This is a genomic window from Allomuricauda sp. ARW1Y1, from assembly GCF_013407935.1.
Classification (GTDB): domain Bacteria; phylum Bacteroidota; class Bacteroidia; order Flavobacteriales; family Flavobacteriaceae; genus Flagellimonas.
This window is the reverse complement of sequence record NZ_JACBZU010000001.1, coordinates 295,337-316,647: the sequence shown is the minus strand read 5'-3', so window position 1 is coordinate 316,647 and position 21,311 is coordinate 295,337. Positions and strand designations below refer to the sequence as shown.

Here is a 21,311-nt window from a genome sequence, read left to right as displayed (position 1 = left end):
GCGTGCACTGAAGTGTACGCCTTTTTTTGTTTGGAATCTTTGGATGTTCTGTAAGCAAAAACCACTAAATGGGACTAAAAGTCAATAACGCGACCTAATAAGCTATGCGACACGAATACAGAGATACCAAACTAGGTGCTATTTTAGGATTTACCGATAACATCAAAAAAGACCAAGAACGTTTTTCCGACAGCTCCAAAACCATCAAGTTTTTGTGGAACAGAAATAATGCACCCATTACAATTCAAATAGATGGGATGCAATTGGAGTTGATGCCTTACCAAATCATTACGGTCACCTATCTACAGCATGTTTCCTATGCTGAAACAGAGTTCCCACTTTCCGCTATACTCTTTAACCGGGAGTTCTACTGTATCTCCGATCATGATAGCGAGGTTTCCTGCAATGGTATTTTGTTTTTTGGAACCCAGGATATTCCCATCATTTCCATTCCCAAGGACCAATTGGGCAAGTTCAACCTTTTGCATGATATGTTCGTAGAGGAGTTTTCAACTCCAGACAATATCCAGGGTGATATGCTACAAATGCTGCTCAAAAGATTGATCATCATGAGTACTCGGTTGGCAAAGGAACAGTTGATCGTAAAAACGTTGGGGAATGACCAAATCGATACCATCAGAAGGTTTAATTTTTTGGTGGATATGCACTATAGAACAAAGCGGAAAGTGAGCGATTATGCCGATTTGCTCCATAAATCGCCCAAAACACTTTCCAATCTATTCTCTATTTACAATCAAAAATCACCCCAACAGATCATTTTGGAACGGATAGCATTGGAAGCCAAACGGCTCATTAATTTCACTGATAAGCAAAACCAAGAAATTGCTTTTGAACTGGGTTTTAACGACCCAGCCCATTTTAGCCGATTCTTCAAAAAAATGACCCAAATGACTCCCTCGGAATATCGCGAAAACCTCCTTTTGGTGGCCTAAGGGAAAATTGGTCAAGCCATCGGGAAATCCTTCCTAACACCTACCCTTCTTTTCGGAGCATCTTTGCCCTGTAATTAAAAAACAGCAAAAAGATGACAACTATGGAAAAATCCATTTTCAATCTCATTGAAATTTTTAGAACCTCACAGAAACCTGTGGCACAAACGGTAACAGCTTCGGAACACTGTGAGCAGAAGCACCATCACGACTTTTATTGTAACGCAGAAAAACCTTTTGTAAAAACGTATTAATTCAACAATAAATCATTTAAAAATTACAATTATGAGCACAATCAACGTACCAAAAAGAGAAGAAGTAAGTGCAGCCAATCAGGCTATTTTTGACAATCTGGAAAAGGCGGTAGGCTTTGTACCAAATCTATTTGCCACCTATGCCCATTCAGAAAATGCCTTGGGTAATTATTTGACCCTGTCCAACGGCAAAACCTCCTTGAAAGCCAAGGAGAAAGAAGTGGTCAACTTGGCGGTAAGCCAGGTAAACAATTGTATTTACTGTTTGTCCGCACATACCGCCATTGGAAAAATGAACGGATTCACAGACGACCAAATACTCGAACTGAGAGCGGGGAAAGCTTCATTTGACGAAAAGTTGGATGCACTCGCAAATTTGGCCAAAAACATCACTGAAAATAGAGGTGCAACGGACGAAGAAACATTGGACCGCTTTTTTGCCGCTGGATGGACCAAGGAGAATTTGATCGATACCATTGTATTGGTGGGGGATAAAACCATCTCCAACTATTTGCATAGTACTACTCAGGTTCCCGTTGATTTTCCAGTAGCACAGCCCTTAGAAACTGTGGAAGCCTAATTGGTACAACCATGTCATTCACAAAATTGCCATATCGAGCGAGTCGAGATATGGCAATTTTTGTTTTAAAAACGTTTTTTAGGACAGCTCAACCTCTTTAAATAGGGAAGGGGCAATGCTCCTTGCCATAAAAATGGGCCAGTCGTTTTTAAACAGATGACTTTCCGTAACGGCACTTTCGTACAATAGGTAAAGTCCGCCCGATATTTTTTCGGTCTCCGCTTTGGAAAGGTTAGAAATGTTGTCCCCGACCACTTCGCCCAAGTATAGCAGCAATTCCTTTTTTTGAAGTTGAATCACCTCTAAAATCTTCGTTTGGTCTGGTGCCAATTCCCCAAGTGTTTTAAGGGCCCAACACCCTTGAAAATCCTCTTGTAGGTACATATCCCGCAACAAGTCGAATATGGCCAATAACTGCAGCCTTCCCTTGCTTCTTTGACCAACATAATCCTTTAGGCTCTCCAAAAAGTCATGGTGGCGCTGCTTCAAATAGGCAATACAAATATCCTCTTTTGATTTAAAATGACTGTAGAGCGTCGCTTTGGCGATATCGCATTTGGAAATGATCTCATTGACTCCTGTTGAATTATACCCTTGGGAATAGAAAAGCGCTCCCGCAGAGGATATGATGTGCTCGTGCAATTTGTTTCGTTGCATAAATAAGAATATAGTTAATGGTGGTCAATGGCATCACAAATTAATGAAGAATTATTGGGTAGAACAATGAAACCGCCAATGAAATCATTGAAGTTGCACCTAATTTCTACTGCCTAACTGTTTAGTATGGTGTCGATTGTAAACATTTTCCTATCTTGTGTATGGTATTTTATCAATCAAATAACTTAAAAACATTAGAAATGAAAAGATTACTTTTGGCCGCTTTCTTCGGCCTGTTCTTTACTGTCAGCCATTATGGACAGGAATTTCAGTTCAAGGCAGATGACATCGACATCGACTACAAAAAGTACACCTTAAAAAATGGACTCACCCTTTTGGTATACGAAGACCACAAGGCGCCTATTGCCGCTGTGAACGTTTGGTACCATGTGGGTTCCAAAAACGAAAAGCCGGGTAAAAGCGGATTTGCACACCTCTTTGAACATTTAATGTTCAACGGAAGCGAAAACTACAACACCGACTATTTCCAAGCCTTGGAAAGTATTGGAGGAACTGACCTGAACGGTACCACCAATACCGACCGAACCAATTACTTCCAAAATGTGCCCGTATCGGCCTTAGATCAGGTACTCTTTTTAGAGTCTGACAGGATGGGGCACCTGTTGGGCGCTATCGACCAAGCCAAACTGGACGAGCAACGAGGCGTAGTGCAAAATGAAAAAAGACAAGGGGAAAATCAGCCCTATGGTATGCAATGGGATTATTTGACCAAGGCCATGTATCCAAAGGGACATCCCTATTCTTGGACGGTAATCGGTGAGATGGAAGACTTGAATGCCGCCTCTTTGGAAGATGTGCAGGAATGGTTCAAATCGTACTACGGCGCGGCCAATGCAGTAGTGGCTGTGGCTGGTGACGTGGATGCCGAAGAGATCCATCAAAAAGTGATCAAGTATTTTGGGGATATCCCGTCCGGCCCTACCGTGGAAAGGCAAGAAGTGAACATTCCCAGCAAGGAATACGATTCCCGTCAAGTTTACGAGGATCGCGTGCCCGAAACCCGGGTGCTGTTTGCGTGGAACACCCCTCCCTACGGTTCTAGGGAAGACCTTCATTTTGATTTGATTTCCGCTATTTTAACCAGTGGCAAGAATTCAAGACTGTATCAAAAATTCATCTACCAAGACCAATCGGCAAGCGCAGCCGTTTCCTTCCAGTCTTCCAGTGAAATTGCGAGTAATTTCATCACTTGGCTTAATGTGAAGCAAGGAGAGGATCCAGAAAAACTGGAAAAGGAACTAGAAGCCGAAATCAATAAGTTCATCAAAGAAGGACCCACTGAGGACGAACTCAAAAGGGTAAAGGCCAGTTATTTTGCCAATTTTATCAAAGGACTGGAGCGCATCGGTGGCTTCGGGGGCGTATCGGATATTTTGGCCTCCAACCAAACCTACCATGGCGACCCTTCCTACTACAAAACCACATTAAAGTATGTGGAGGATGCGACCGCGGAGGATTTGAAGAAGACGGCAGCCAAATGGCTTACCAAAGGAAAACATATTTTGGTCTGTAAGCCCTTCCCTGAATATGACATTGTGGAATCTCCCGTAGACCGAAGTACATTGCCCGCCCTTACGGAGCAGAAAAGCTCCAAGTTCCCCGATTTGCAGCGGACGCAGTTATCCAATGGATTAAATGTGGTGTTGGCACAGCGAAAAGGGGTTCCCACCATCGTGATTAACCTGGTGGCCGATGCAGGATATAAAACCGACCATCTATCCGCTCCAGGAACGGCAAAATTGGCAATGAATTTGATGGACGAGGGAACCAAGGATATGGATGCCCTCGAAATCAATGAGCAGCTTCAATTATTGGGGGCTTCATTAAGCACTTTCTCCAGCCAAGATGAATCCAATGTGTACATGAGCACTTTAAAGCCCAGTTTTGATGCCAGTTTGGATCTCTTTTTGGATGTGGTGCTCAATCCTGTATTTCCGGAAAAGGAGTTTGAACGTCTGCAAAAGGAGCAGCTCAACGATATCAAACAGGAAAAATCCCAACCCATTTCCATGGCACTTCGGGTAATGAACAAATACCTGTATGGTGACGACCATCCGTACAGCAGCCCTTACACGGGAACCGGATACGAGGAAACTGTGTCTCAATTGACACGCCAGGATGTGGTGAACTTTTACAATACATGGTTCAAGCCGAACAACGCCACTTTAATCGTGACAGGTGATGTGGAAATGGCAGAACTCAAGTCCAAATTGGAAAAAACCTTGGGCAAGTGGAAAAAGGGAGACGTTCCGAAGATTGTTTTCAATGAGCCCAAGACCAATTCCAAAAACACCCTTTATCTCATGAACAGGCCCGAATCCCAACAATCGGTGATACTGGCAGGACACCTCACAGAAAAGTATGGTGATGTTTCAGAAATAGCTTTGGAGCAAATGGTCAATATTCTTGGAGGTGATTTCACTTCTCGAATCAATATGAATTTGAGAGAGGACAAACATTGGTCCTACGGAGCGGGTGGCTTTGTGATAGGTTCCAAAGAAGAGCGTCCGTTTATTGTGTACGCTCCGGTGCAGACCGACAAAACAGCAGAGTCCGTAACCGAAATCAGAAAAGAGATTGCTGAATTTACTTCGACCAGACCTGCGACAAAAGAAGAACTGGACAAAGTAAAGACCAACCAAGTGTTGAAGCTTCCTGGCCAATGGGAAACCAATAGTTCCGTAAACAGTTCGGTGAGAAACTTGGTGCGCTACAATTTACCGGATGATTACTACCAAAAATATGACCAGAATGTAAGAAGCCTTTCGGTGGACGATATTCGAAAGGTGAGTAACCAAGTGGTACAGCCGGACAAAGTAAACTGGTTTATGGTGGGCGACAGAGCTGAAATCATCGAAAAGTTGGATGAACTTGGTTTTGATAACATCATTGAGATTGATGCCGATGGCAACCCCAAAAAACCTGCGGTACAGCCTGTGGAATCTGATATTAAAAATTAATGAATAAGGAGGCTTTCTAATAGTACTTTTATCTGATTCGTCATTCCGAACTAGTTTCGGAATCTCACCAGATAATGCTTAATGTGTTTTGAGAACCTGAAACAAGTTCAGGTTGACGTTAAAAACGACTTCTTAGAAAGCCTCCTATTTTAAAAATCAAATCTCAGCTGAACCAGCACGGACTCCTTTTTAGGCTCGTCCTTTTCTTTTTCCGTGTTGAGGTTGGCCAAGGAAATGCCCAACAACCGAACGGAGTTTTCCAAAGAGGATTGGTACAACAATTCCTTTGCGGTTTCCAAAATCAAATCCTTGCTAGAGATAAAATAGGGCAAGGTCTTGCTCCGGGTCTGGAGCGTAAAATCGCTGTACTTGATTTTTAGGGTCACCGTTTTGCCCGCAATTTTCGATTTCTGAAGCCTGCGTTCCAACTCGTGGGCAATATTGTCCAATTTTTCCAGCATAAATATCTCACTGCTCAGATTCTCTGAAAAGGTACGTTCTGCCCCTACCGACTTTGGAGTCCTGTGCGGTTTTACTTCGCTGTTGTGGATGCCACGCACCACATGATAATAGTGCCCGCCGCTCTTTCCAAAATGTTTGTCCAAAAACTCCAGTGACTTTTCTTTGAGGTCTTTCCCCGTGAAAATGCCAAGCCGATACATTTTTTCGGCGGTGACTTTCCCTACCCCATAAAACTTTCGGATATCAAGACGCTCCAAAAAATCAATGACTTCCTCGGGATTGACCGTTTTTTGACCATTGGGTTTGTTGTAATCACTGGCCACCTTTGCGATAAACTTGTTTATAGAGATTCCCGCAGACGCCGTGAGCCCCGTTTTGTCAAAGATTTTCTGGCGAATTTCCTTGGCAATCAAGGTAGCAGAGGGATTCCCTTTTTTGTTTTCCGTTACATCCAAATAGGCCTCATCCAACGAAAGCGGTTCTACCAAGTCGGTGTATTCATAAAAAATTTCCCGGATTTGAAGGGATACCTCCTTGTAGCGGTCAAATCGGGGTTTTACAAAAATAAGATGTGGACAGTTCCGCAAGGCAATGGAGCCGGCCATGGCACTCCGAACTCCGTATTTTCTGGCTTCGTAGCTCGCTGCCGAGACCACCCCGCGTTTGGACCCGCCTCCAACGGCAAGGGGCTTTCCCTTAAGCTCGGGGTTGTCGTGCTGTTCCACCGAGGCGTAAAAGGCATCCATATCCACATGAATGATTTTTCGTAAGGGAAAATCGAAATCCATACCCAAATTTAGGGTATATTTAGTTTGATGGAACATTTGGAAATAGAACGCAAGTTTTTGGTCACAGGCGATGGATTCAAGCAACAGGCGACATCGCAAACACGTATTGTGCAGGGATTTTTGAACACAGACCCGGAACGAACCGTCAGGGTTCGCATCAAGGGAGACAAGGGATTTTTGACCGTAAAGGGTCCCAGTAACGATTCTGGAACTACACGTTTTGAATGGGAAACGGAAATTACGGCATCGGAGGCGACAAATCTTATTGATTTATGTGAATCGGGTATTTTGGAAAAGGTCCGTTTTGAAGTCCCATGGGGTGATCACCTGTTTGAAGTGGATGAGTTTTTGGGCGAAAACAAAGGTTTGGTGCTTGCCGAAGTGGAACTCAAGCATGAAGATGAACGTTTTGAAAAACCGAATTGGCTGGGAGAGGAAGTCACTGGCCAGGTACCATATTATAATTCACAATTGAGCATAAAACCCTTTAAGGAATGGCAACGATAGCATCCAAATCAGTCAAAACAATCAATGTTTTAATAGCGATTAGTGCCGTTTTAGCCATTACGACCGAGGCTTTGGGCCAGACCTTGGCTTATATGCTCTTAAAACCATTGACCACGATTTTGGTGACATCTTTGGTTGTGCTTGTTCCCCAAACACAGCAATCCAAATTCAAAACCTTGATGGTCCTTGCTTTTCTGTTTTGTTTGTTAGGGGATATTCTATTGTTGTTTCCCGCATACTTCGTTTATGGACTGGCAGCCTTTTTGGTGGCACATCTGTTGTTTGCCACATCTTTTGTGCAGCTAAAGGGTTTTCAGACTCATTGGATATCCTTTTTGGCACTTTATGGCATCGGCATCTCTCTTTTTCTGTGGTTAAAACCGAGTCTCGGCGACTTTATGGTACCTGTTGGAGTTTATGTTTTGGTCATCTGTTTTATGGCTTGGCAAGGGATTGGAATTTTCCTTAAGGAAAAGAGCAAGCCGTTTGTATGGATTTCGGTGGCCGTGCTCCTATTTATGTTCTCTGATACTATGATTGCCATTGCCAAGTTCAAAGCGGATTTCGCTTATTCTAGTGTTGTGATACTAAGCACTTATTGGCTCAGTATTGGTTTGATAGCCAATGCGGCTAGGAGAATTATCTTATCTCCACAGAGCTGAGATCAATCCAACTTCTTATCCAAAGACAAAATAGTATGGAGCAGAACGTTGGCACCATTGGCCATATCTTCTGCTGACGTAAATTCTTTGGGCGAGTGACTGATGCCTCCCTTGCTGGGAACAAAAATCATCCCTACTGGTGCAAAACGGGAAATATCCTGTGCATCATGGCCGGCACCACTGGGCATATATTGGTAGCTTAATCCCAATGCCTTGGCAGAGCTTTCAATTTCTTTTTGAATCTTAGTATCGGTCAGGGCAGGTTCTGCAGTGGTATCCAACGGCAAAAACTCTACGGATACGTTGGAGGCTTCCGCAATCTCCTCAGTTTTCTCTTTAATGGCGTTGTACACTTTCTGGATGACCTCGGAGGAGAGGTCACGTATTTCCAAGCTGGCCACTACCTTACCAGGAATTACGTTCGGAGCGCCAGGTTCTGCCTTTATTCGCCCTACGGTACCTACTTGGGTGCCTTCAAAACTATTGGTAATCTCATTTACGGCAACAATATATTTGGCTGCGGCCAACAATGCATCTTGTCGCGCATTCATGGGAGTGGTGCCGGCATGGTTGGCAAAACCGGTGAATACGACATCCCACCAATTCAGTCCAACGATTCCTTCTACCACACCTATGTCCAATTGCTCCTTTTCCAGCTTGCCTCCTTGTTCAATATGAAGCTCCAAAAAAGCGGCTAAGCTACCTTTTTCACGTTTTGCGCTTTCAATTTTTGTGGTATCTCCTCCTATTCTCATGATACCTTCGCCCATGGAATATCCGGTAGCATTGACAATGGGAAAGGCTGATTTGCCCAGATTCCCGGCCATGGCCCTACTGCCCATCACACCACCTTCTTCGTTCGGAAAAATGATGACTTCCAAAGGATGTTCGGTTGTTATGTTGTTTTCATTTAGCGTTTCGATAATTTCCAAAGCCGCCATGGAACCCAAACAGCCATCGTAGTTGCCCCCATTGGGAACCCTATCAATATGGGAACCAAAGGCAATGGGTTTTTTAGTGGCGTCGGTACCTTTTCGTGTCCCGATAATATTTCCCGCAGCATCCACCTGAACCTCCATCTCCAAACCCTTTAGGGTTTGTATCACCCAGTTGCGTGCTTCAATATCGGCATCGCTAAAGGCAACACGTTCTGTTTCACCATTTTCTTGCAATCCGAATTCGGCCAGCTTGAAAATCCTGTCCTCAAGTCGGTCTTGGTCAACCTTTATCGGGGATTGTTGCGCAGTGGTGATACCAATGCATAAAATGGCCAATAATGGGAAGAATACTGACTTCATAATGGTTTGGTTTTCCTGAAAGGTAACAATTTAGCGGACTATGTCTGCTATTTAAGCGGCTTTTTCCGCCGTTGCAGCTTGTATTTCACGATCCATGAGCTTTTGGGCAGACCACTTTTTTTTGTGTACTCCGCTGAGCCAAGGAATGGAAAACCCAACGGCTAATAGGACACCTGAAACCATAAAAATCATCAATGGGTTTGCAAAAAGGGTTCCGCTGTTCAATGTAGCCAAGATTAAGATGGTGGACAAGGGGAATGATAAGGCCAGTATGGCCACCCCAAAATCACTGTTAAAGGTTCTTTTGTGGGGTTTTTGGTCCATTTCCAAACTATCTACGGCCGCGATATGTGCATAAGGCCAGAAACTGCAGGCGCTTAGTCCAAACGCCATGGTCAAGAGGATTTCCTTTGGTGCTTCAATGCCTGCAAGAGTGACAAAGGTCCCAGATATAAGGAGGACCAAACCTGCCCGGGTACACAGCAGTGAAAAAATCTGAATGAACTGCTTTCTTTTGATTTTTACCGCAAGTCCGATAAAAAGCAGCACAAGCGGTGTCATAATTAAGCTCAGTTTCTCCAAGGTCTCGCTCAAAAAGAACGGTAGGGAGTCCATGCTTACCCCAAAAGCCAACAAAACCAAGGCTGCTCCAATAAATACGTTCACCGGCTCCGAGACCATGGCCTTTATCAAGGGCTTTAGTTTGGTTCCCCCTTTTCTTTTTTCACTGGATTGAAGCCCATAATGCCAATTCATGGCCACCAAATACAAAAAGAAGAGCACGAACACTTTATTGCCAAGGTCGGACATAGCGGCTTTGGCCAAGTATTGATCACCCAAGAATTCCAAAATAAAAGGAAACGATGAAAGTCCCGGCGCTAGTGATGGCACCAACAATCTTGCTGTTCTATAATCCGACGTGCCTTTTCCAATGCCCATAAGGGGCAGAATAAACGGCATGGCAAAGAACAAGATCAAGTTGAGCCCAAGGGCCAATAAGGGCAATAGCAGCAAATGAAGTTCTACCTTGACCCCCAACAACGCAATGAAGATGGTCGCTGGCAGGGCCAAGTTCAGAATGATTTTTTTTATGCCCGTAATCTCCTCTTTGGACTTGAACTTCACCTTAAGTACAATCCCAATGAAGATAAAGAACAGAAAAACGATGGTTTTTTGAATCCCTACGTCCACTATGCCAACACTTTATCGAGTGCAGCGGTAAAGGTTTTCATTTCGTCCATGGTTCCCATACTTACACGGCACCAGTTTTGGTCCATAAACTGGAAAGCACGAACGCCCACCTTTAACTCGGTCATTTGCTCCAAAAACGCTCTTCCTTCCATTTCAATAGGAAAAATGATAAAGCTTGTGGATGACGGAACATAGGAAGTAATGCCCATCTTTTCCAGGCTTTGATACACATACTCCCTGCACTCGGCATTTAGGTTCCTTGATTTTTCTAGGAAGGCCGCATCGTCCATGGCCGCCATGGCTGCGTATACGGAGGGCAAGGAAATTCCCATGCCTCCCCTTGTTATTTTTTGAAGTCTGTTCAAAGTCTCTTCCAAAGCAACGATGTATCCGACACGCAAACCGGCCATCCCATGAATTTTGGAAAAAGTTCTTGCTATGATAACATCCTTGCCCTCGTTCACCAAGGATACCATACTCTTTTTGGCTCCTTCATCCAAGAACCATAGATAGGCTTCATCCACAAAAACAGGAACCCTTTCGGATACGCGTGAACAGAAATCCACCAATTCCTTATGGTCCGTCATAGAACCCGTTGGGTTGTTGGGGTTACAAATATAGACCAGTTTGGTATCATCGTCGATTGCTTCCTCCATCGCCTTAAGGTCGTGCGACCAATCTTCCTTGAGTGGGACTGGCTTCCAGCTGGCACCAACAGATTCCGCTACTTGAATGAGCGACATATAAGCTGGATCGGCAGAAACAACATTGCCACCGTTCATAAAGAAAACCATGGCCGTTTTCTCCAACAAATCTGAAGAACCGGGTCCCATCATAATATTTTTGCTTTCTACGCCTTCAAAATCAGCGATTTTGTCCACTAGTTGGAACAGTTCCCTCCATGCGTATCTATTTCCTCCCGAAGCGGAACTTTTGAAAGCTTCAAGGGCCATTGGTGATGGTCCATATGGATTTTCATTGGCATTTAGCTTGGCTTCCAGTTCAGGAAACAAAGCATCTGGCTTAGGCAGATATTCCTTAAAAAACGGACTGTAAACCGCATTTCCCTCTCTGTCAAGGGTTAAGGGGGCCTTTGGTCTCTCGGCCAATCCTATGTAAGGTAATGCCATTGCGCCTCCAGCGGTAAGCATGCTTTTTCTGATCCAATCGCGTCTGTTAATGTTGGTTGATGTAGTTCCCATTGGTTTTTAGTTTTAAGAAGAACTTAAAATTACGCGATCATTCCGCTTAAAACAACGCTAAAAACATAAAAATCAGGCCCTTAAAGAAGAATTTATTAAAATATTCGCAGGTTATTTATAAAATTGATAGTATCTGTATCTCAAAAATGGGCTTTTTTGATGATGTTGTGGGCGTACGCCAGCCAGATAAACGAATAATTAGGACGGGATAAAAGTTGTTGGATGATGTGTTCGCCTATTTGGATGCTTTTTGGCATTCTGTCATCAGCAAACCATTAATCTTCCGAAAGAATACCTTCCTTGTCTATAATGGGAATTGTGCGAAGTTGATTCTCTTTAATGGTGTGCTTAGGGAACAGGCATCTTTTTTCAAAGAGCTTGTTTTCAGCAAAAAAGGTCACAAAGAATTCATTGTTGAGCGCCAACACCTCTTCCTGTAGCAATTCGATTTTTTTAAAGGATTTTGGTCCCAAAACGCCTATGCCATGGCGCATGGTGGATGTTTTTTTGTCGCCGTCAAATCCTTTGGAGACCACAATGGTCATCTCAATGGTATCCGAACGGTTATTGATGAGGTAGGCATTCCAGTCTTTGGACAAAAATTCTTCGTTCCACTCACGAATCACAGCAACATATACATCCTTGGCTACGGGAATTTCAATATCCTTTTTCATGGAATGCGGTTAAAAGGCGCTTTTGAACTGCTCCAAAAAACGCACATCATTTTCACTGAGCAAACGAATATCGGAAATTTGGTGCAGCAGGAGTGCAATACGGTCAATTCCCATTCCAAAGGCAAACCCAGAATATACTTCGGGGTCTATGCCACAATTTTTAAGCACGTTGGGGTCTACCATTCCACAGCCCATGATTTCGAGCCATCCGGTACCTTTGGTCATCCGGTAATCGGTCTCGGTCTCCAATCCCCAGTACACGTCCACTTCTGCGCTGGGTTCGGTAAACGGGAAGTAAGAGGGACGCAGGCGTATTTTTGATTTCCCGAACATTTCGGAGGTAAAATATTGCAAGGTCTGCTTTAAATCGGCAAAGGATACGTTTTTGTCCACGTAAAGCCCTTCTACCTGATGAAAAAAGCAATGCGATCGCGCTGAGATGGCCTCGTTTCGGTACACTCTTCCCGGGGAAATGGTACGAATGGGCGGCTTATTGGCCTCCATGTACCGCACCTGAACGGATGAAGTATGGGTGCGCAATAAAATATCTGGATCGGTTTGAATGAAAAAGGTGTCCTGCATATCTCTCGCTGGGTGGTATTCGGGAAGATTCAATGCAGTAAAATTGTGCCAATCGTCCTCCACCTCTGGTCCCTCGGACACATTGAAGCCGATCCGTGAAAAGATATCGATAATCTGGTTTTTTACAATTGAAATGGGGTGTCGTGCACCAATCTCAACAGGTTCGCCGGGACGTGTGAGGTCGCCATATTTTCCACTGGCCTCGGTCTGGTTTTCTAGAGCTTCCTTTAAGGCGTTGACCTTTTCGGCCGCAACGGTTTTCAATTGATTGACAACCATGCCGAACTCTTTTTTCTGCTCGTTGGGCACATTTTTAAATTCAGCGAAAAAACTGTTCAAAAGTCCTTTTTTACCCAAATACTTGATTCGGAAGGCTTCGATTTCATCTATGGAGCTAGAAGTAAATTTTTCAACTTCGGCGATATGTTCCTTAATGGTATCAATCATGATGGCTTGCGCTATTGGCGGACAAATTTAGCAAATTGTCCTTGAATAAATAGGCAATTAGGAAATGTACTGCAATTCCACCGAACAAATGCCACAACCAATGGGTGCCCATGGGAAATAATGTTTGATGAAGATCGATGCTTCTAAAAAAAAGCGCAACTCCAAAAATGATAAAAGCGGTCAACACCAAACCTATATTTTTTCCTTTGGTTTTTGCCAAATACCATGTTATGGGAATAAGGATTGTAGCAGCAGTGATTAGGTATCCAAGGGAAATCCTCCAACCCTGAGGCATGGGAAGAATCCGTAGTAAAATGGAGGCGCTCAGCAATAGTGCGATAAACACCAAGCGCTGCCACCACTTGTGAACGAGTTTACATATAAAATAAATCACCAAAGAAGCGCAAAGCAGCATAATGGGCATCCAATCCAACCGAAGCCAAAACTCGTGGCTACGGGTAGCGTGATACACCGTGCCCCCAATGTAGCTAACTCCGATAACGGGAAGTACCCAAGCCAAGAATCGATGCTGTCCAGGATTTCTGTACACCCGCAAGCTCCAGTAGATGATCAATAGCAAAAAAATAGTATTGCTAAATGTATTGAACGGCTCCACGGGAAACCCGCCTTGGGTGGTTTCCAAATAAATGGGGCCTGAATCATTTGGAAATTTCATATTGGGTATAAAGGTATGATGGTTTCAGGCCAAAATACATATTGCCAAGCAGATACCAACGCCTCTCAGGCTAAATTTTAAACCAAAAACAGGCTGTCTAAAAAGCGGTTTGCCTGTCAGTTCGAGCGCAGTCGAGAACTTAAGACACATTGGTAATCAATGGGTTTCGACTGCGCTCAACTTGACAAAGTTCAAATAGTACCGCTTTTTAAACAGCCTCTTTTCTTTTAAGAAATGTTGCCGGGAATTACAAAAATGTTACGCTTCCATCCGAAATATCGTACATGGCACCTACAATGGCAATATCACCATCTTCCTCCATTTCTTTTAGGATAACACTTTGGTTTCTAATGTTTTCCAATGCCATTTCAACATTTTTAACGGACACGGCATCCACAAACTCCAAATTTTGGGAGTTCCTCAAAGACTCGTCCTTAGGTTCCTTTACCGCGTACACCGCAGGCTCAATCTTATTGATCAAACTGGTCAAGTTACCGAGACGGGCATGGTCGCAGGCGCCTTTTACGGCCCCGCAACTGGTGTGTCCCAGTACCACAATGGCCTTGGTTCCTGCAAGTTTGCAAGCAAACTCCATGCTGCCCAGAATATCTTGGTTGATAAAGTTTCCTGCAATCCGTATGCTAAAAATATCTCCTAGGCCTTGATCAAAAACCAGCTCTGCAGAAACTCTGGAATCGATACAACTTAGAATGGTCGCAAATGGAAATTGACCATCCTTGGTATCGTTTACTTGCTCCAATAGGTTTCGATGTGCTTTTAAATTTTGTTGAAAACGCTCGTTTCCCTCCTTTAAAAACTGAATTGCCTTTGCAGGAGTCATTGTGGCTTGCGTTTCTTTGGTATGTGCCTTCATATGTTTAGGTTATGCTGTTTTTTTGGGTCTTAGATTAAAAAATTCGATATAACTATCAGGATTTTCAACCTCTCCTTTTTCGGAAATAATTTTGATGTCGATGTTTCTGTTTTTGGCCTTGCTCGAAAAATCCTCGAGAATCTCTACGATATCGTTATCCAGATACCGTGTTTTTCTCACATCCAAAGTGAGATAGGTGTTTTCGGCAATACTGTCCAATTCTTTTAGGATAGCTCCTTTGTTGAAAAAGGTAACCTCTTCGGCAAGGGTCATTTTTATTTGATGTCTGCCGCCATCGCTTTCCTCAATGTGCAAAAAGTGGGAGTTTTGGTAACTTTTGATCAAAACCACCACGATACCAACACCAAGGCCAAGGCTTATTCCTACCAAAAGATCGGTAAAAACGATACCTACCACGGTCACCACAAAGGGCACAAACTGTTTCCAGCCGGCTTGGTACATCGTTTTAAACAGACTTGGTTTGGCAAGCTTGTAGCCTACCACAAATAAAATGGCCGCCAATACGGACAGCGGAATCATATTGAGCAGTGTCGGAATTAAAATAACTGAGCCCAACAGAAAGAATCCATGGATTATGGCTGCTAATTTGGTTTTACCGCCAGATTGAATATTGGCCGAACTTCTCACAATAACCTGTGTTATTGGAAGCCCCCCGATTAAACCCGAAAGTGTATTCCCAACCCCCTGGGCGATCAGCTCACGATTGGTAGGGGTGGTCCGTTTTTCAGGATCTAGTTTATCGGTTGCTTCTACACAAAGTAGGGTTTCCAAACTGGCCACCAGCGCTATGGTGAAGGCGGTGACCCACACTTCTGTGTTGCCAATGGCGGAGAAGTTGGGAAAACTGAAAAAACCAAGAAAGGATTGAAAGCTATCAGGAACGGGGACCGTAACGAGATGCTCCGCAGAAATTCCCCAAGTGGCATCTCCCTGTGTAACGCTAAAGTAGATGATGCCGATGACCACGGCCACCAAAGGGCCTTGTATCAACTCAAAGATTTTCGATTTTTTGGTCAATACCTGACTCCATAGAATCAAAATGGCCAAACCAATAGCGGCAATCAGGGTTGCACCGGGACTAATGTAGTTGATGCTGTTGATGATTTCGCTAAAGGTGTTTTCACCATCCACTTGAAAAAAGGCCCAATCTCCTTCGGGATCTGCATCGTACCCAAAAAAGTGAGGTATTTGTTTCAGAATGATGATGATACCAATTCCGGTCAACATCCCCTTGATTACGGATGAAGGGAAATAATAGGCAATCACCCCAGCTTTTAGAAAGCCAAATATCAACTGGATGATACCGCCCAAAACTACGGCCACCAAAAAGTTTTGATAGCCTCCTAAGGTTCCGATGGCGGTCAAAACGATGGCTGCCAAACCAGCAGCCGGTCCGCTGACCCCAATTTGTGAACCGCTGAGCGCCCCCACAACGATTCCACCGATAATACCCGCAATGAGCCCGGAAAATAGGGGAGCCCCACTGGCCAAAGCAATACCCAAACACAAGGGTAGTGCCACGAAAAATACTACGATACTCGCAGGTAAGTCATTTTTTAAATGCTTGAACATGTTATAATGTACGTTTGTTCCTCTATACTGGTTAGGTTATGGATAGAAGATGTTTAAAAATTGAATTAAAAAAGTACGAAGAATTATGTCAATTTTCTGGGAGGGGGATCTAATATTTCCACTATATAATCAGAAATAGGAAGTAAATAGCCTATATCATCTTGGTTCTGTTGCTGAAAAACAGGGTTGTTGGCCAGTTCCAAATAGTATTTGATGTAGGCGTCGATTTCGTCAAATTTCTTGTTCGTTTCCCCGTTGTTGCCATTGTTTTCCTCCTCCGCAGCACCGATTACCATGGTCTTTCCCAATTCTTTGTCCAGAAATGGGATGAGCGGTGATACCGTTAAAGCGGATATCAGCACTAGGGAAATAATGGCATGGAGTACATTTTTTAGCACAAACGAATTTTTGCCAAAAATACAGAATATTAAACAAGGCAGGGGTGTTTTGGCCTAAAAGTCCCTGATTTTCCTGACATTCTCGGCCTCCAGCCAACCAGTTTGGCCATCAGCAATCCGAATTCTTTTCCAATCATCGAGTTCCTCCAGTACGTTTACCTTGGTGCCTTCATGGAGGGTGAAAACGGGAGCACTATTATTGTTGGGCTCTGCATTCACGTTGACTTCCTTGCTGAACACAATGGCAGGATCATTGCTTTTAAAGGATTGAAAGTTGAGATAGGCCATCAGTATGCTGAGCACCCCCAATACTAGGGCAAATATACCGGAAATAAATGCGGCCCTTTTCTGATTTGCCGTCCCAAGAAAGTAGTAGGCCATGTATGCCATGACGAACAAAAACACCAACGCCACTGCTAAATAGGCCCATTGATCGAAGGTAAACATGCCTATAACCGCCGAATATAGCTTGGAAAGCTCCGTTTTTGGCATTTCCTCAATGGCGTCCAGCCTCATATTCTCAGCAAACCTCAGATTGTTTTTGATCTCTTCATTGTTCGGGGATAGCAATAGGGCTTTTTCGTAGTAATAGATGCTGGGCCCTATGGCATTTTGTTTGTAATAACTGTTGCCCAAATTAAAATAGAGAGAGGCGGAATGCTGCCCATTTTCCAAAATCTGTTTGTAGTTTTCTATGGCTTTGGAATATTCCCCATTATTGTACAGTTCGGTTGCCTCATCAAAAAGGATCTCGTTTTGGGCAAACCCAAAATTCAGGGAGAAGAGGCAAAGTAAAAAGACCATCTTTTTCATGCTCATAACTGTTTGTCCAAATTAGAGATTACTTCACTTGCTTTTTCATAATCCTGCTGCATCTGCACGTTGGAAAAAGGACTGTACCGCGCCATTTCACAGCTGGTAAGCAAACTTATGAAGCCGTCAATATCCGCTTTTTCCACTTTTTTGTCGGATAGAATACCCGTGATTTTATCTTTACTGAATTCTGAGGTTTCAATATGCAATTTAGCTTTCAGATAGTTGTGGAGACCTTTTTCCAAGGCCACGTAGAAAGCTTCTTTATTGCCCAATTCCTTTTTGGCAGTAGACAGGTATTTTCTGGCTAGCTTGTTGGCCCGCTTTATTTTGTTTCCTTCCACATCACTGGCAATGGCCTCCCTCTTTTTGAACGCAAATATGGCGATGGGAATCAACAATAATGGGGCAAACAATAGGATAAAGAACAGCTTTGACCCGAAAAACCGATTCACTTGAATTGGCGATAAGTTCGGGTTGATATGGATAAAATGAAATTGCTCGCCTGTGGGCACCACCAATTGTTTGTTGGCTGCTGGACTAGCTGCAGCGGCGCTTCCGCTCGTAGGACCCTCGATCACTTCAATATTGATTTCTTCTGAGTTGATGGTTTTGTAACTACCCGTTTCTGGGTTAAAATAGCTGAAAGAGATGCTTGGGATGGGATATTTTCCCCTGAATGAAGGCACGATGGTATAGTTGTTGGAGACTTTACCTTCCATGCCGCTGCTGTAGGTGCGGATATCCTCATCATATTCGGGGTCGTATACCTCCAAGGAACTGGGAAGCTCTGGTTCTGGAAGCTGGAACAACTTTAAATTCCCCTTTCCGGACACTTCCACAATCGCCTGTAGCGATTCCGAAGCGTTCAATTGCGTTTTACTGGTAGTCACGGAAAAATCAAAATCACCTACGGCGCCGCTAAAATTAGCTGGTTTTCCTGCTTCGGGAAGCGGTTTTACGTTGATGGTTCGTCTGCCTGCGGAAACCGTTTTACTGGTAGAGGTATAGATTCTTCCACCAAAAAAGTCCCTGCGATTGGTGGGGACGTCCACGAATATCTCCAAAGAAAGGGGTTCAATATCCAGTTTGCCCGATTTTTGAGGGTAGAGCACCACACGTTTCAGTACAACATATCTGTAAGGTTTACCTTGATAGGTTCCATTTTGTGCGGTATGCTTGGTTACGGGAATATCCTGACTCCAGAAATTGTTATAGGTAGGATTGTCCAATGGCCGATAGTTGGTCACACTGATGTTTGGACTCACATACAACTTGTAGACTACGGTAACGGCTTCATTGAGGTAGGGATTTCCTTTGGAAACCTCAGCTACCAGATGAAGGTTTTCGTCCGCCACATCGTCCACGGTCTTTTGGTCGTTGGGCTTGTCCACTGCAGCGGTCACCTCTACCTGTTGTGGAGTGGTCTTGTACGTTTGTCCATCAATTTCAATGGTTGCTTGATTAATGGTAAAACTTCCCCTTGCCGTAGGTACCAAAATGTAGCTATAGGTTTTGGAAAAACTGCGCTTTCCGTTTACCCAAGAGGAGCTGATGGATTGGGAAGGTCCCATCACCACCCTAAAGTTTTCGAATTGTGGTGGTTTAAAGTTGTCGCCATCCTTGTTCATGGTAAAATCAACCCGAAGACGCTCGTTCAGCCCCAATTTGTCCTTGCTCAAGTTCATGACGAACTCGATACTTTCGGTTTCGTCTTGGGCATGGGAGTGTAGCCCCGAAAGGAGCAATATTCCCAAAACAAGCCATATGTTGCCCCTTAACGCTTTCATTACCAGTCTTTCTCGTTTTTGACCTTTTTTCCACGAACTTTGCGGGCCTCCATCTTTTCCTGTACTTTTTTCTCTTCGTTCTGCATGGCTTCTAACAGGTTTTGAATCTGCTGTTCGGAAAGTTGGTTGGGTCTAGGTTGTTGTTTTTTATCGTCGGGCTGATCTCCTTCATTGGGCTTTTTCTCCTGCTCTTTCTTTTTGTCTCCATCGCCTTCTTGATTTTCCTCGGGCTTGTCCTCACCGTTTTCACCTTGGTCGCCCTTGTCCTTGTTTTCGTCCTCTTTTTGGTCGCCCTCGTCTTTTTTCTCGTTGTCGCCGCCTTCGTTGTTCTGGTCTTGGTTTTTATCCTTGTCCTCGTTCTCTTGGTCTTTTTTGTCCTGATCTTCGTTGTTCTGATCGTTCTTTTGCTCGTCCTGTTGTTTTTCAAGCATTTTTTTGGCCAAGGCCAAATTGTAGCGGGTCTCGTCGTCATTTGGATTGCTTCGGAGTGCTTGTTTGTAGGCTTCCACGGCTTTTTCGTACTCCTTGTTTTTCATGAATACGTTGCCCATGTTGTGGAATGCCTTGTGTTTATCCACTTTTTCCTCAGCGGCTTCACTTGCTTGTTTGTACCGGCCAAAAGCTTCACCAAAACTTTCCCGATTGTAGTAGGCATTCCCGAGGTTGAACCGTGCAGCTGCATTTTTATCACTTTTGGAAATGGCCCTTCTGTAATCCGCCTCAGCGGTCACAAAATCGTTGGAAGAAAGTTGCTCATTGGCTTCGTATGTCAGGTTTTTGGAAACCTGCAAGGCTTTTTCGGCCTCTTTGTTCGCTTTTTCTACCATGTCGTCCTGTGCTTGGATGGTTCCAAAACACAGCAATAGTCCAAACATCAACTTTATCTTATTCATCATCATGTTCATTAAAAAGATTCAGTTTTTTCAACCATTGTGTTTTCCTGTCCAAAACAAAAATGTCCAAAAATAACAATAAAAAGCCTGCTGCGAGGAACCACTGAAATTGGTCCTTGTATTCGGCGAATTGTTTGGCCTCAAATTCGGTTTTGTCCATTCTGTTCAGTTCTTCTTTGATGTATTCCACCGCGTTTTCGGTATTGGAACCATCAATATAATCCCCATTGCCGCTGTTGGCAATTTGGTTCAAAACTGTTTCGTTCAGTTTGGTGATGACCACCTCACCTTGATTGTCTTTTTTCAAACTTTCCACAACCCCATTTCGTTTGATTGGAATTGGAGCACCCTTTGCTTTTCCCACACCGATGGTGTACACGCGTATCCCGTTTTGCACTGCTTTTTCCACGGAATTGATCGTGGAGCTTTCTGAATGGTCTTCACCGTCGGACACAATAAAAAGGACCCTGTTGGTCTGCTGGGAATCGTCGTAATAGGTGCTTGCCAAATCAATAGCGGCGTTGATGGCCGTTCCTTGTGAGGAAAGCATATCGGTATTCATACTTTGCAGGAACATTTTGGCGGCACCGTAATCTGTGGTAATGGGCAATTGTGGGTATGCCTGCCCTGCGTAGGCAATGATTCCTATTCGGTCGCTTGCCAGTTGGTTGATGATTTCGGAGACAATACGCTTTGCCTTTTCCAAACGGTTGGGAGCGATATCCTCGGCCAACATACTTTTGGATACATCGATGGCGAAAACAATGTCTACACCTTCCCGTTTTACCGTTTCCAGTTTTGTTCCGATTTTGGGATTCACCAAGCCCAAGACCAAAAAGGCAAGTCCGCCCAAAAAGAAGACCAGCTTAACGGTGGACTTGAAATTGGATTTGTTGGGTGCCAATCGTTTGAGGAGTGATGTATCGGCAAATTTTTTCTGCGTTTTCCGTTTCCAGATCTGAAGAAAAAAGAAAGCTAAGGCCATCACTGGGATAACGGCCAATAGGTAGAAATATATTTTTTCATCAAACTGGATCAT

The 21,311-nt window shown here is 43.9% G+C and carries 21 protein-coding genes; 6 read left to right on the top strand and 15 right to left on the bottom strand.

Features of this window, described 5'->3' with window-relative positions; all coding sequences use genetic code 11:
• Nucleotides 1-104: 104 nt before the first annotated feature.
• The 3 genes from GGE08_RS01390 to GGE08_RS01380 all read left to right on the top strand — a co-directional run bounded on the left by GGE08_RS01390 (nucleotide 105) and on the right by GGE08_RS01380 (nucleotide 1,784).
• The gene (locus tag GGE08_RS01390) at nucleotides 105-953 is read left to right on the top strand and encodes a helix-turn-helix domain-containing protein (protein WP_179383130.1); all 849 of its coding nucleotides are present in this window, start codon (nucleotides 105-107) and stop codon (nucleotides 951-953) included.
• A gap of 101 nt (nucleotides 954-1,054) precedes the next feature.
• Nucleotides 1,055-1,204, top strand: a complete 150-nt coding sequence (locus GGE08_RS01385) for a hypothetical protein (RefSeq protein WP_179383129.1) — start codon at nucleotides 1,055-1,057, stop codon at nucleotides 1,202-1,204.
• 31 nt (nucleotides 1,205-1,235) lie between these two features.
• Nucleotides 1,236-1,784 (top strand): carboxymuconolactone decarboxylase family protein, encoded by a 549-nt coding sequence (locus GGE08_RS01380; protein ID WP_179383128.1) that lies wholly within the window; start codon nucleotides 1,236-1,238, stop codon nucleotides 1,782-1,784.
• 78 nt (nucleotides 1,785-1,862) lie between these two features.
• On the opposite strand, the gene GGE08_RS01375 is transcribed toward GGE08_RS01380, so the two are convergent.
• On the bottom strand, nucleotides 1,863-2,441 hold the full coding sequence (locus tag GGE08_RS01375; RefSeq protein ID WP_179383127.1) for a TetR/AcrR family transcriptional regulator: 579 nt from the start codon (nucleotides 2,439-2,441) through the stop codon (nucleotides 1,863-1,865).
• A 200-nt stretch (nucleotides 2,442-2,641) separates the two neighbouring features.
• Between GGE08_RS01375 and GGE08_RS01370 the strand changes: the two genes are divergently transcribed.
• Nucleotides 2,642-5,422 (top strand): M16 family metallopeptidase, encoded by a 2,781-nt coding sequence (locus GGE08_RS01370; RefSeq protein WP_179383126.1) that lies wholly within the window; start codon nucleotides 2,642-2,644, stop codon nucleotides 5,420-5,422.
• A 149-nt stretch (nucleotides 5,423-5,571) separates the two neighbouring features.
• Here GGE08_RS01370 and dinB read toward each other — a convergent pair whose 3' ends face one another.
• Nucleotides 5,572-6,672 (bottom strand): DNA polymerase IV, encoded by a 1,101-nt coding sequence (gene dinB / locus GGE08_RS01365; protein ID WP_179383125.1) that lies wholly within the window; start codon nucleotides 6,670-6,672, stop codon nucleotides 5,572-5,574.
• 27 nt (nucleotides 6,673-6,699) lie between these two features.
• On the opposite strand from dinB, the gene GGE08_RS01360 reads away from it, so the two are divergent.
• Together GGE08_RS01360 and GGE08_RS01355 are read left to right on the top strand one after the other, a co-directional pair.
• Nucleotides 6,700-7,179 carry a CYTH domain-containing protein gene (locus tag GGE08_RS01360; protein ID WP_179383124.1) on the top strand — a complete coding sequence of 160 codons (480 nt, stop codon included), beginning with the start codon at nucleotides 6,700-6,702 and terminating at the stop codon, nucleotides 7,177-7,179.
• A complete protein-coding gene (locus GGE08_RS01355; protein WP_179383123.1) occupies nucleotides 7,167-7,841 on the top strand; it encodes a lysoplasmalogenase in 675 nt (224 codons plus the stop codon). The genes GGE08_RS01360 and GGE08_RS01355 overlap by 13 nt, the downstream gene beginning before the upstream one ends.
• Before the next feature lie 2 nt (nucleotides 7,842-7,843).
• Here the strand turns inward: GGE08_RS01355 and GGE08_RS01350 are convergent, their stop codons facing one another.
• The 13 genes from GGE08_RS01350 to GGE08_RS01290 all read right to left on the bottom strand — a co-directional run bounded on the left by GGE08_RS01350 (nucleotide 7,844) and on the right by GGE08_RS01290 (nucleotide 21,311).
• Nucleotides 7,844-9,139 carry a Zn-dependent hydrolase gene (locus tag GGE08_RS01350; RefSeq protein WP_179383122.1) on the bottom strand — a complete coding sequence of 432 codons (1,296 nt, stop codon included), beginning with the start codon at nucleotides 9,137-9,139 and terminating at the stop codon, nucleotides 7,844-7,846.
• Between the two features lie 51 nt (nucleotides 9,140-9,190).
• The gene (locus GGE08_RS01345) at nucleotides 9,191-10,330 is read right to left on the bottom strand and encodes a permease (RefSeq protein WP_179383121.1); all 1,140 of its coding nucleotides are present in this window, start codon (nucleotides 10,328-10,330) and stop codon (nucleotides 9,191-9,193) included.
• Nucleotides 10,330-11,532 (bottom strand): histidinol-phosphate transaminase, encoded by a 1,203-nt coding sequence (locus tag GGE08_RS01340; RefSeq protein WP_179383120.1) that lies wholly within the window; start codon nucleotides 11,530-11,532, stop codon nucleotides 10,330-10,332. The genes GGE08_RS01345 and GGE08_RS01340 overlap by 1 nt, the downstream gene beginning before the upstream one ends.
• Nucleotides 11,533-11,807: 275 nt before the next feature.
• Complete coding sequence (locus GGE08_RS01335; protein ID WP_179383119.1) at nucleotides 11,808-12,206, bottom strand: hypothetical protein; 399 nt, start codon at nucleotides 12,204-12,206, stop codon at nucleotides 11,808-11,810.
• 9 nt (nucleotides 12,207-12,215) lie between these two features.
• Nucleotides 12,216-13,235: a phenylalanine--tRNA ligase subunit alpha gene (gene pheS / locus GGE08_RS01330; protein ID WP_179383118.1), complete on the bottom strand. Its 1,020-nt coding sequence runs from the start codon at nucleotides 13,233-13,235 to the stop codon at nucleotides 12,216-12,218.
• Nucleotides 13,228-13,911, bottom strand: coding sequence for a hypothetical protein (locus tag GGE08_RS01325; RefSeq protein ID WP_179383117.1), 684 nt, complete (start codon nucleotides 13,909-13,911; stop codon nucleotides 13,228-13,230). Before GGE08_RS01325 ends, pheS begins: the two co-directional genes overlap by 8 nt.
• 247 nt (nucleotides 13,912-14,158) lie before the next feature.
• The gene (locus GGE08_RS01320) at nucleotides 14,159-14,785 is read right to left on the bottom strand and encodes a carbonic anhydrase family protein (RefSeq protein ID WP_179383116.1); all 627 of its coding nucleotides are present in this window, start codon (nucleotides 14,783-14,785) and stop codon (nucleotides 14,159-14,161) included.
• A gap of 9 nt (nucleotides 14,786-14,794) precedes the next feature.
• Nucleotides 14,795-16,378 (bottom strand): SulP family inorganic anion transporter, encoded by a 1,584-nt coding sequence (locus GGE08_RS01315; RefSeq protein ID WP_179383115.1) that lies wholly within the window; start codon nucleotides 16,376-16,378, stop codon nucleotides 14,795-14,797.
• An 83-nt stretch (nucleotides 16,379-16,461) separates the two neighbouring features.
• Nucleotides 16,462-16,776: a hypothetical protein gene (locus GGE08_RS01310; RefSeq protein WP_179383114.1), complete on the bottom strand. Its 315-nt coding sequence runs from the start codon at nucleotides 16,774-16,776 to the stop codon at nucleotides 16,462-16,464.
• 54 nt (nucleotides 16,777-16,830) lie between these two features.
• On the bottom strand, nucleotides 16,831-17,589 hold the full coding sequence (locus GGE08_RS01305) for an SH3 domain-containing protein (RefSeq protein ID WP_179383113.1): 759 nt from the start codon (nucleotides 17,587-17,589) through the stop codon (nucleotides 16,831-16,833).
• Nucleotides 17,590-17,591: 2 nt separating this feature from the next.
• Nucleotides 17,592-19,379 (bottom strand): BatD family protein, encoded by a 1,788-nt coding sequence (locus GGE08_RS01300; RefSeq protein WP_179383112.1) that lies wholly within the window; start codon nucleotides 19,377-19,379, stop codon nucleotides 17,592-17,594.
• Complete coding sequence (locus tag GGE08_RS01295; protein WP_179383111.1) at nucleotides 19,379-20,272, bottom strand: tetratricopeptide repeat protein; 894 nt, start codon at nucleotides 20,270-20,272, stop codon at nucleotides 19,379-19,381. Before GGE08_RS01295 ends, GGE08_RS01300 begins: the two co-directional genes overlap by 1 nt.
• Nucleotides 20,265-21,311 carry a VWA domain-containing protein gene (locus GGE08_RS01290; RefSeq protein ID WP_179383110.1) on the bottom strand — a complete coding sequence of 349 codons (1,047 nt, stop codon included), beginning with the start codon at nucleotides 21,309-21,311 and terminating at the stop codon, nucleotides 20,265-20,267. Before GGE08_RS01290 ends, GGE08_RS01295 begins: the two co-directional genes overlap by 8 nt.

What these genes read in the sequence shown, in the direction of transcription:
- GGE08_RS01360 (WP_179383124.1), top strand. Translation starts at nt 6,700, where the DNA reads ATGGAACATTTGGAAATAGAACGCAAGTTTTTGGTCACAGGCGATGGA.
- GGE08_RS01325 (WP_179383117.1), bottom strand. Translation starts at nt 13,911, where the DNA reads ATGAAATTTCCAAATGATTCAGGCCCCATTTATTTGGAAACCACCCAA.
- GGE08_RS01335 (WP_179383119.1), bottom strand. Translation starts at nt 12,206, where the DNA reads ATGAAAAAGGATATTGAAATTCCCGTAGCCAAGGATGTATATGTTGCT.
- GGE08_RS01320 (WP_179383116.1), bottom strand. Translation starts at nt 14,785, where the DNA reads ATGAAGGCACATACCAAAGAAACGCAAGCCACAATGACTCCTGCAAAG.
- GGE08_RS01295 (WP_179383111.1), bottom strand. Translation starts at nt 20,272, where the DNA reads ATGAATAAGATAAAGTTGATGTTTGGACTATTGCTGTGTTTTGGAACC.
- GGE08_RS01290 (WP_179383110.1), bottom strand. Translation starts at nt 21,311, where the DNA reads ATGATCCAGTTTGATGAAAAAATATATTTCTACCTATTGGCCGTTATC.
- GGE08_RS01375 (WP_179383127.1), bottom strand. Translation starts at nt 2,441, where the DNA reads ATGCAACGAAACAAATTGCACGAGCACATCATATCCTCTGCGGGAGCG.
- GGE08_RS01355 (WP_179383123.1), top strand. Translation starts at nt 7,167, where the DNA reads ATGGCAACGATAGCATCCAAATCAGTCAAAACAATCAATGTTTTAATA.
- GGE08_RS01350 (WP_179383122.1), bottom strand. Translation starts at nt 9,139, where the DNA reads ATGAAGTCAGTATTCTTCCCATTATTGGCCATTTTATGCATTGGTATC.
- GGE08_RS01340 (WP_179383120.1), bottom strand. Translation starts at nt 11,532, where the DNA reads ATGGGAACTACATCAACCAACATTAACAGACGCGATTGGATCAGAAAA.
- dinB (WP_179383125.1), bottom strand. Translation starts at nt 6,672, where the DNA reads ATGGATTTCGATTTTCCCTTACGAAAAATCATTCATGTGGATATGGAT.
- GGE08_RS01380 (WP_179383128.1), top strand. Translation starts at nt 1,236, where the DNA reads ATGAGCACAATCAACGTACCAAAAAGAGAAGAAGTAAGTGCAGCCAAT.
- GGE08_RS01315 (WP_179383115.1), bottom strand. Translation starts at nt 16,378, where the DNA reads ATGTTCAAGCATTTAAAAAATGACTTACCTGCGAGTATCGTAGTATTT.
- GGE08_RS01300 (WP_179383112.1), bottom strand. Translation starts at nt 19,379, where the DNA reads ATGAAAGCGTTAAGGGGCAACATATGGCTTGTTTTGGGAATATTGCTC.
- GGE08_RS01390 (WP_179383130.1), top strand. Translation starts at nt 105, where the DNA reads ATGCGACACGAATACAGAGATACCAAACTAGGTGCTATTTTAGGATTT.
- pheS (WP_179383118.1), bottom strand. Translation starts at nt 13,235, where the DNA reads ATGATTGATACCATTAAGGAACATATCGCCGAAGTTGAAAAATTTACT.
- GGE08_RS01305 (WP_179383113.1), bottom strand. Translation starts at nt 17,589, where the DNA reads ATGAAAAAGATGGTCTTTTTACTTTGCCTCTTCTCCCTGAATTTTGGG.
- GGE08_RS01370 (WP_179383126.1), top strand. Translation starts at nt 2,642, where the DNA reads ATGAAAAGATTACTTTTGGCCGCTTTCTTCGGCCTGTTCTTTACTGTC.
- GGE08_RS01385 (WP_179383129.1), top strand. Translation starts at nt 1,055, where the DNA reads ATGGAAAAATCCATTTTCAATCTCATTGAAATTTTTAGAACCTCACAG.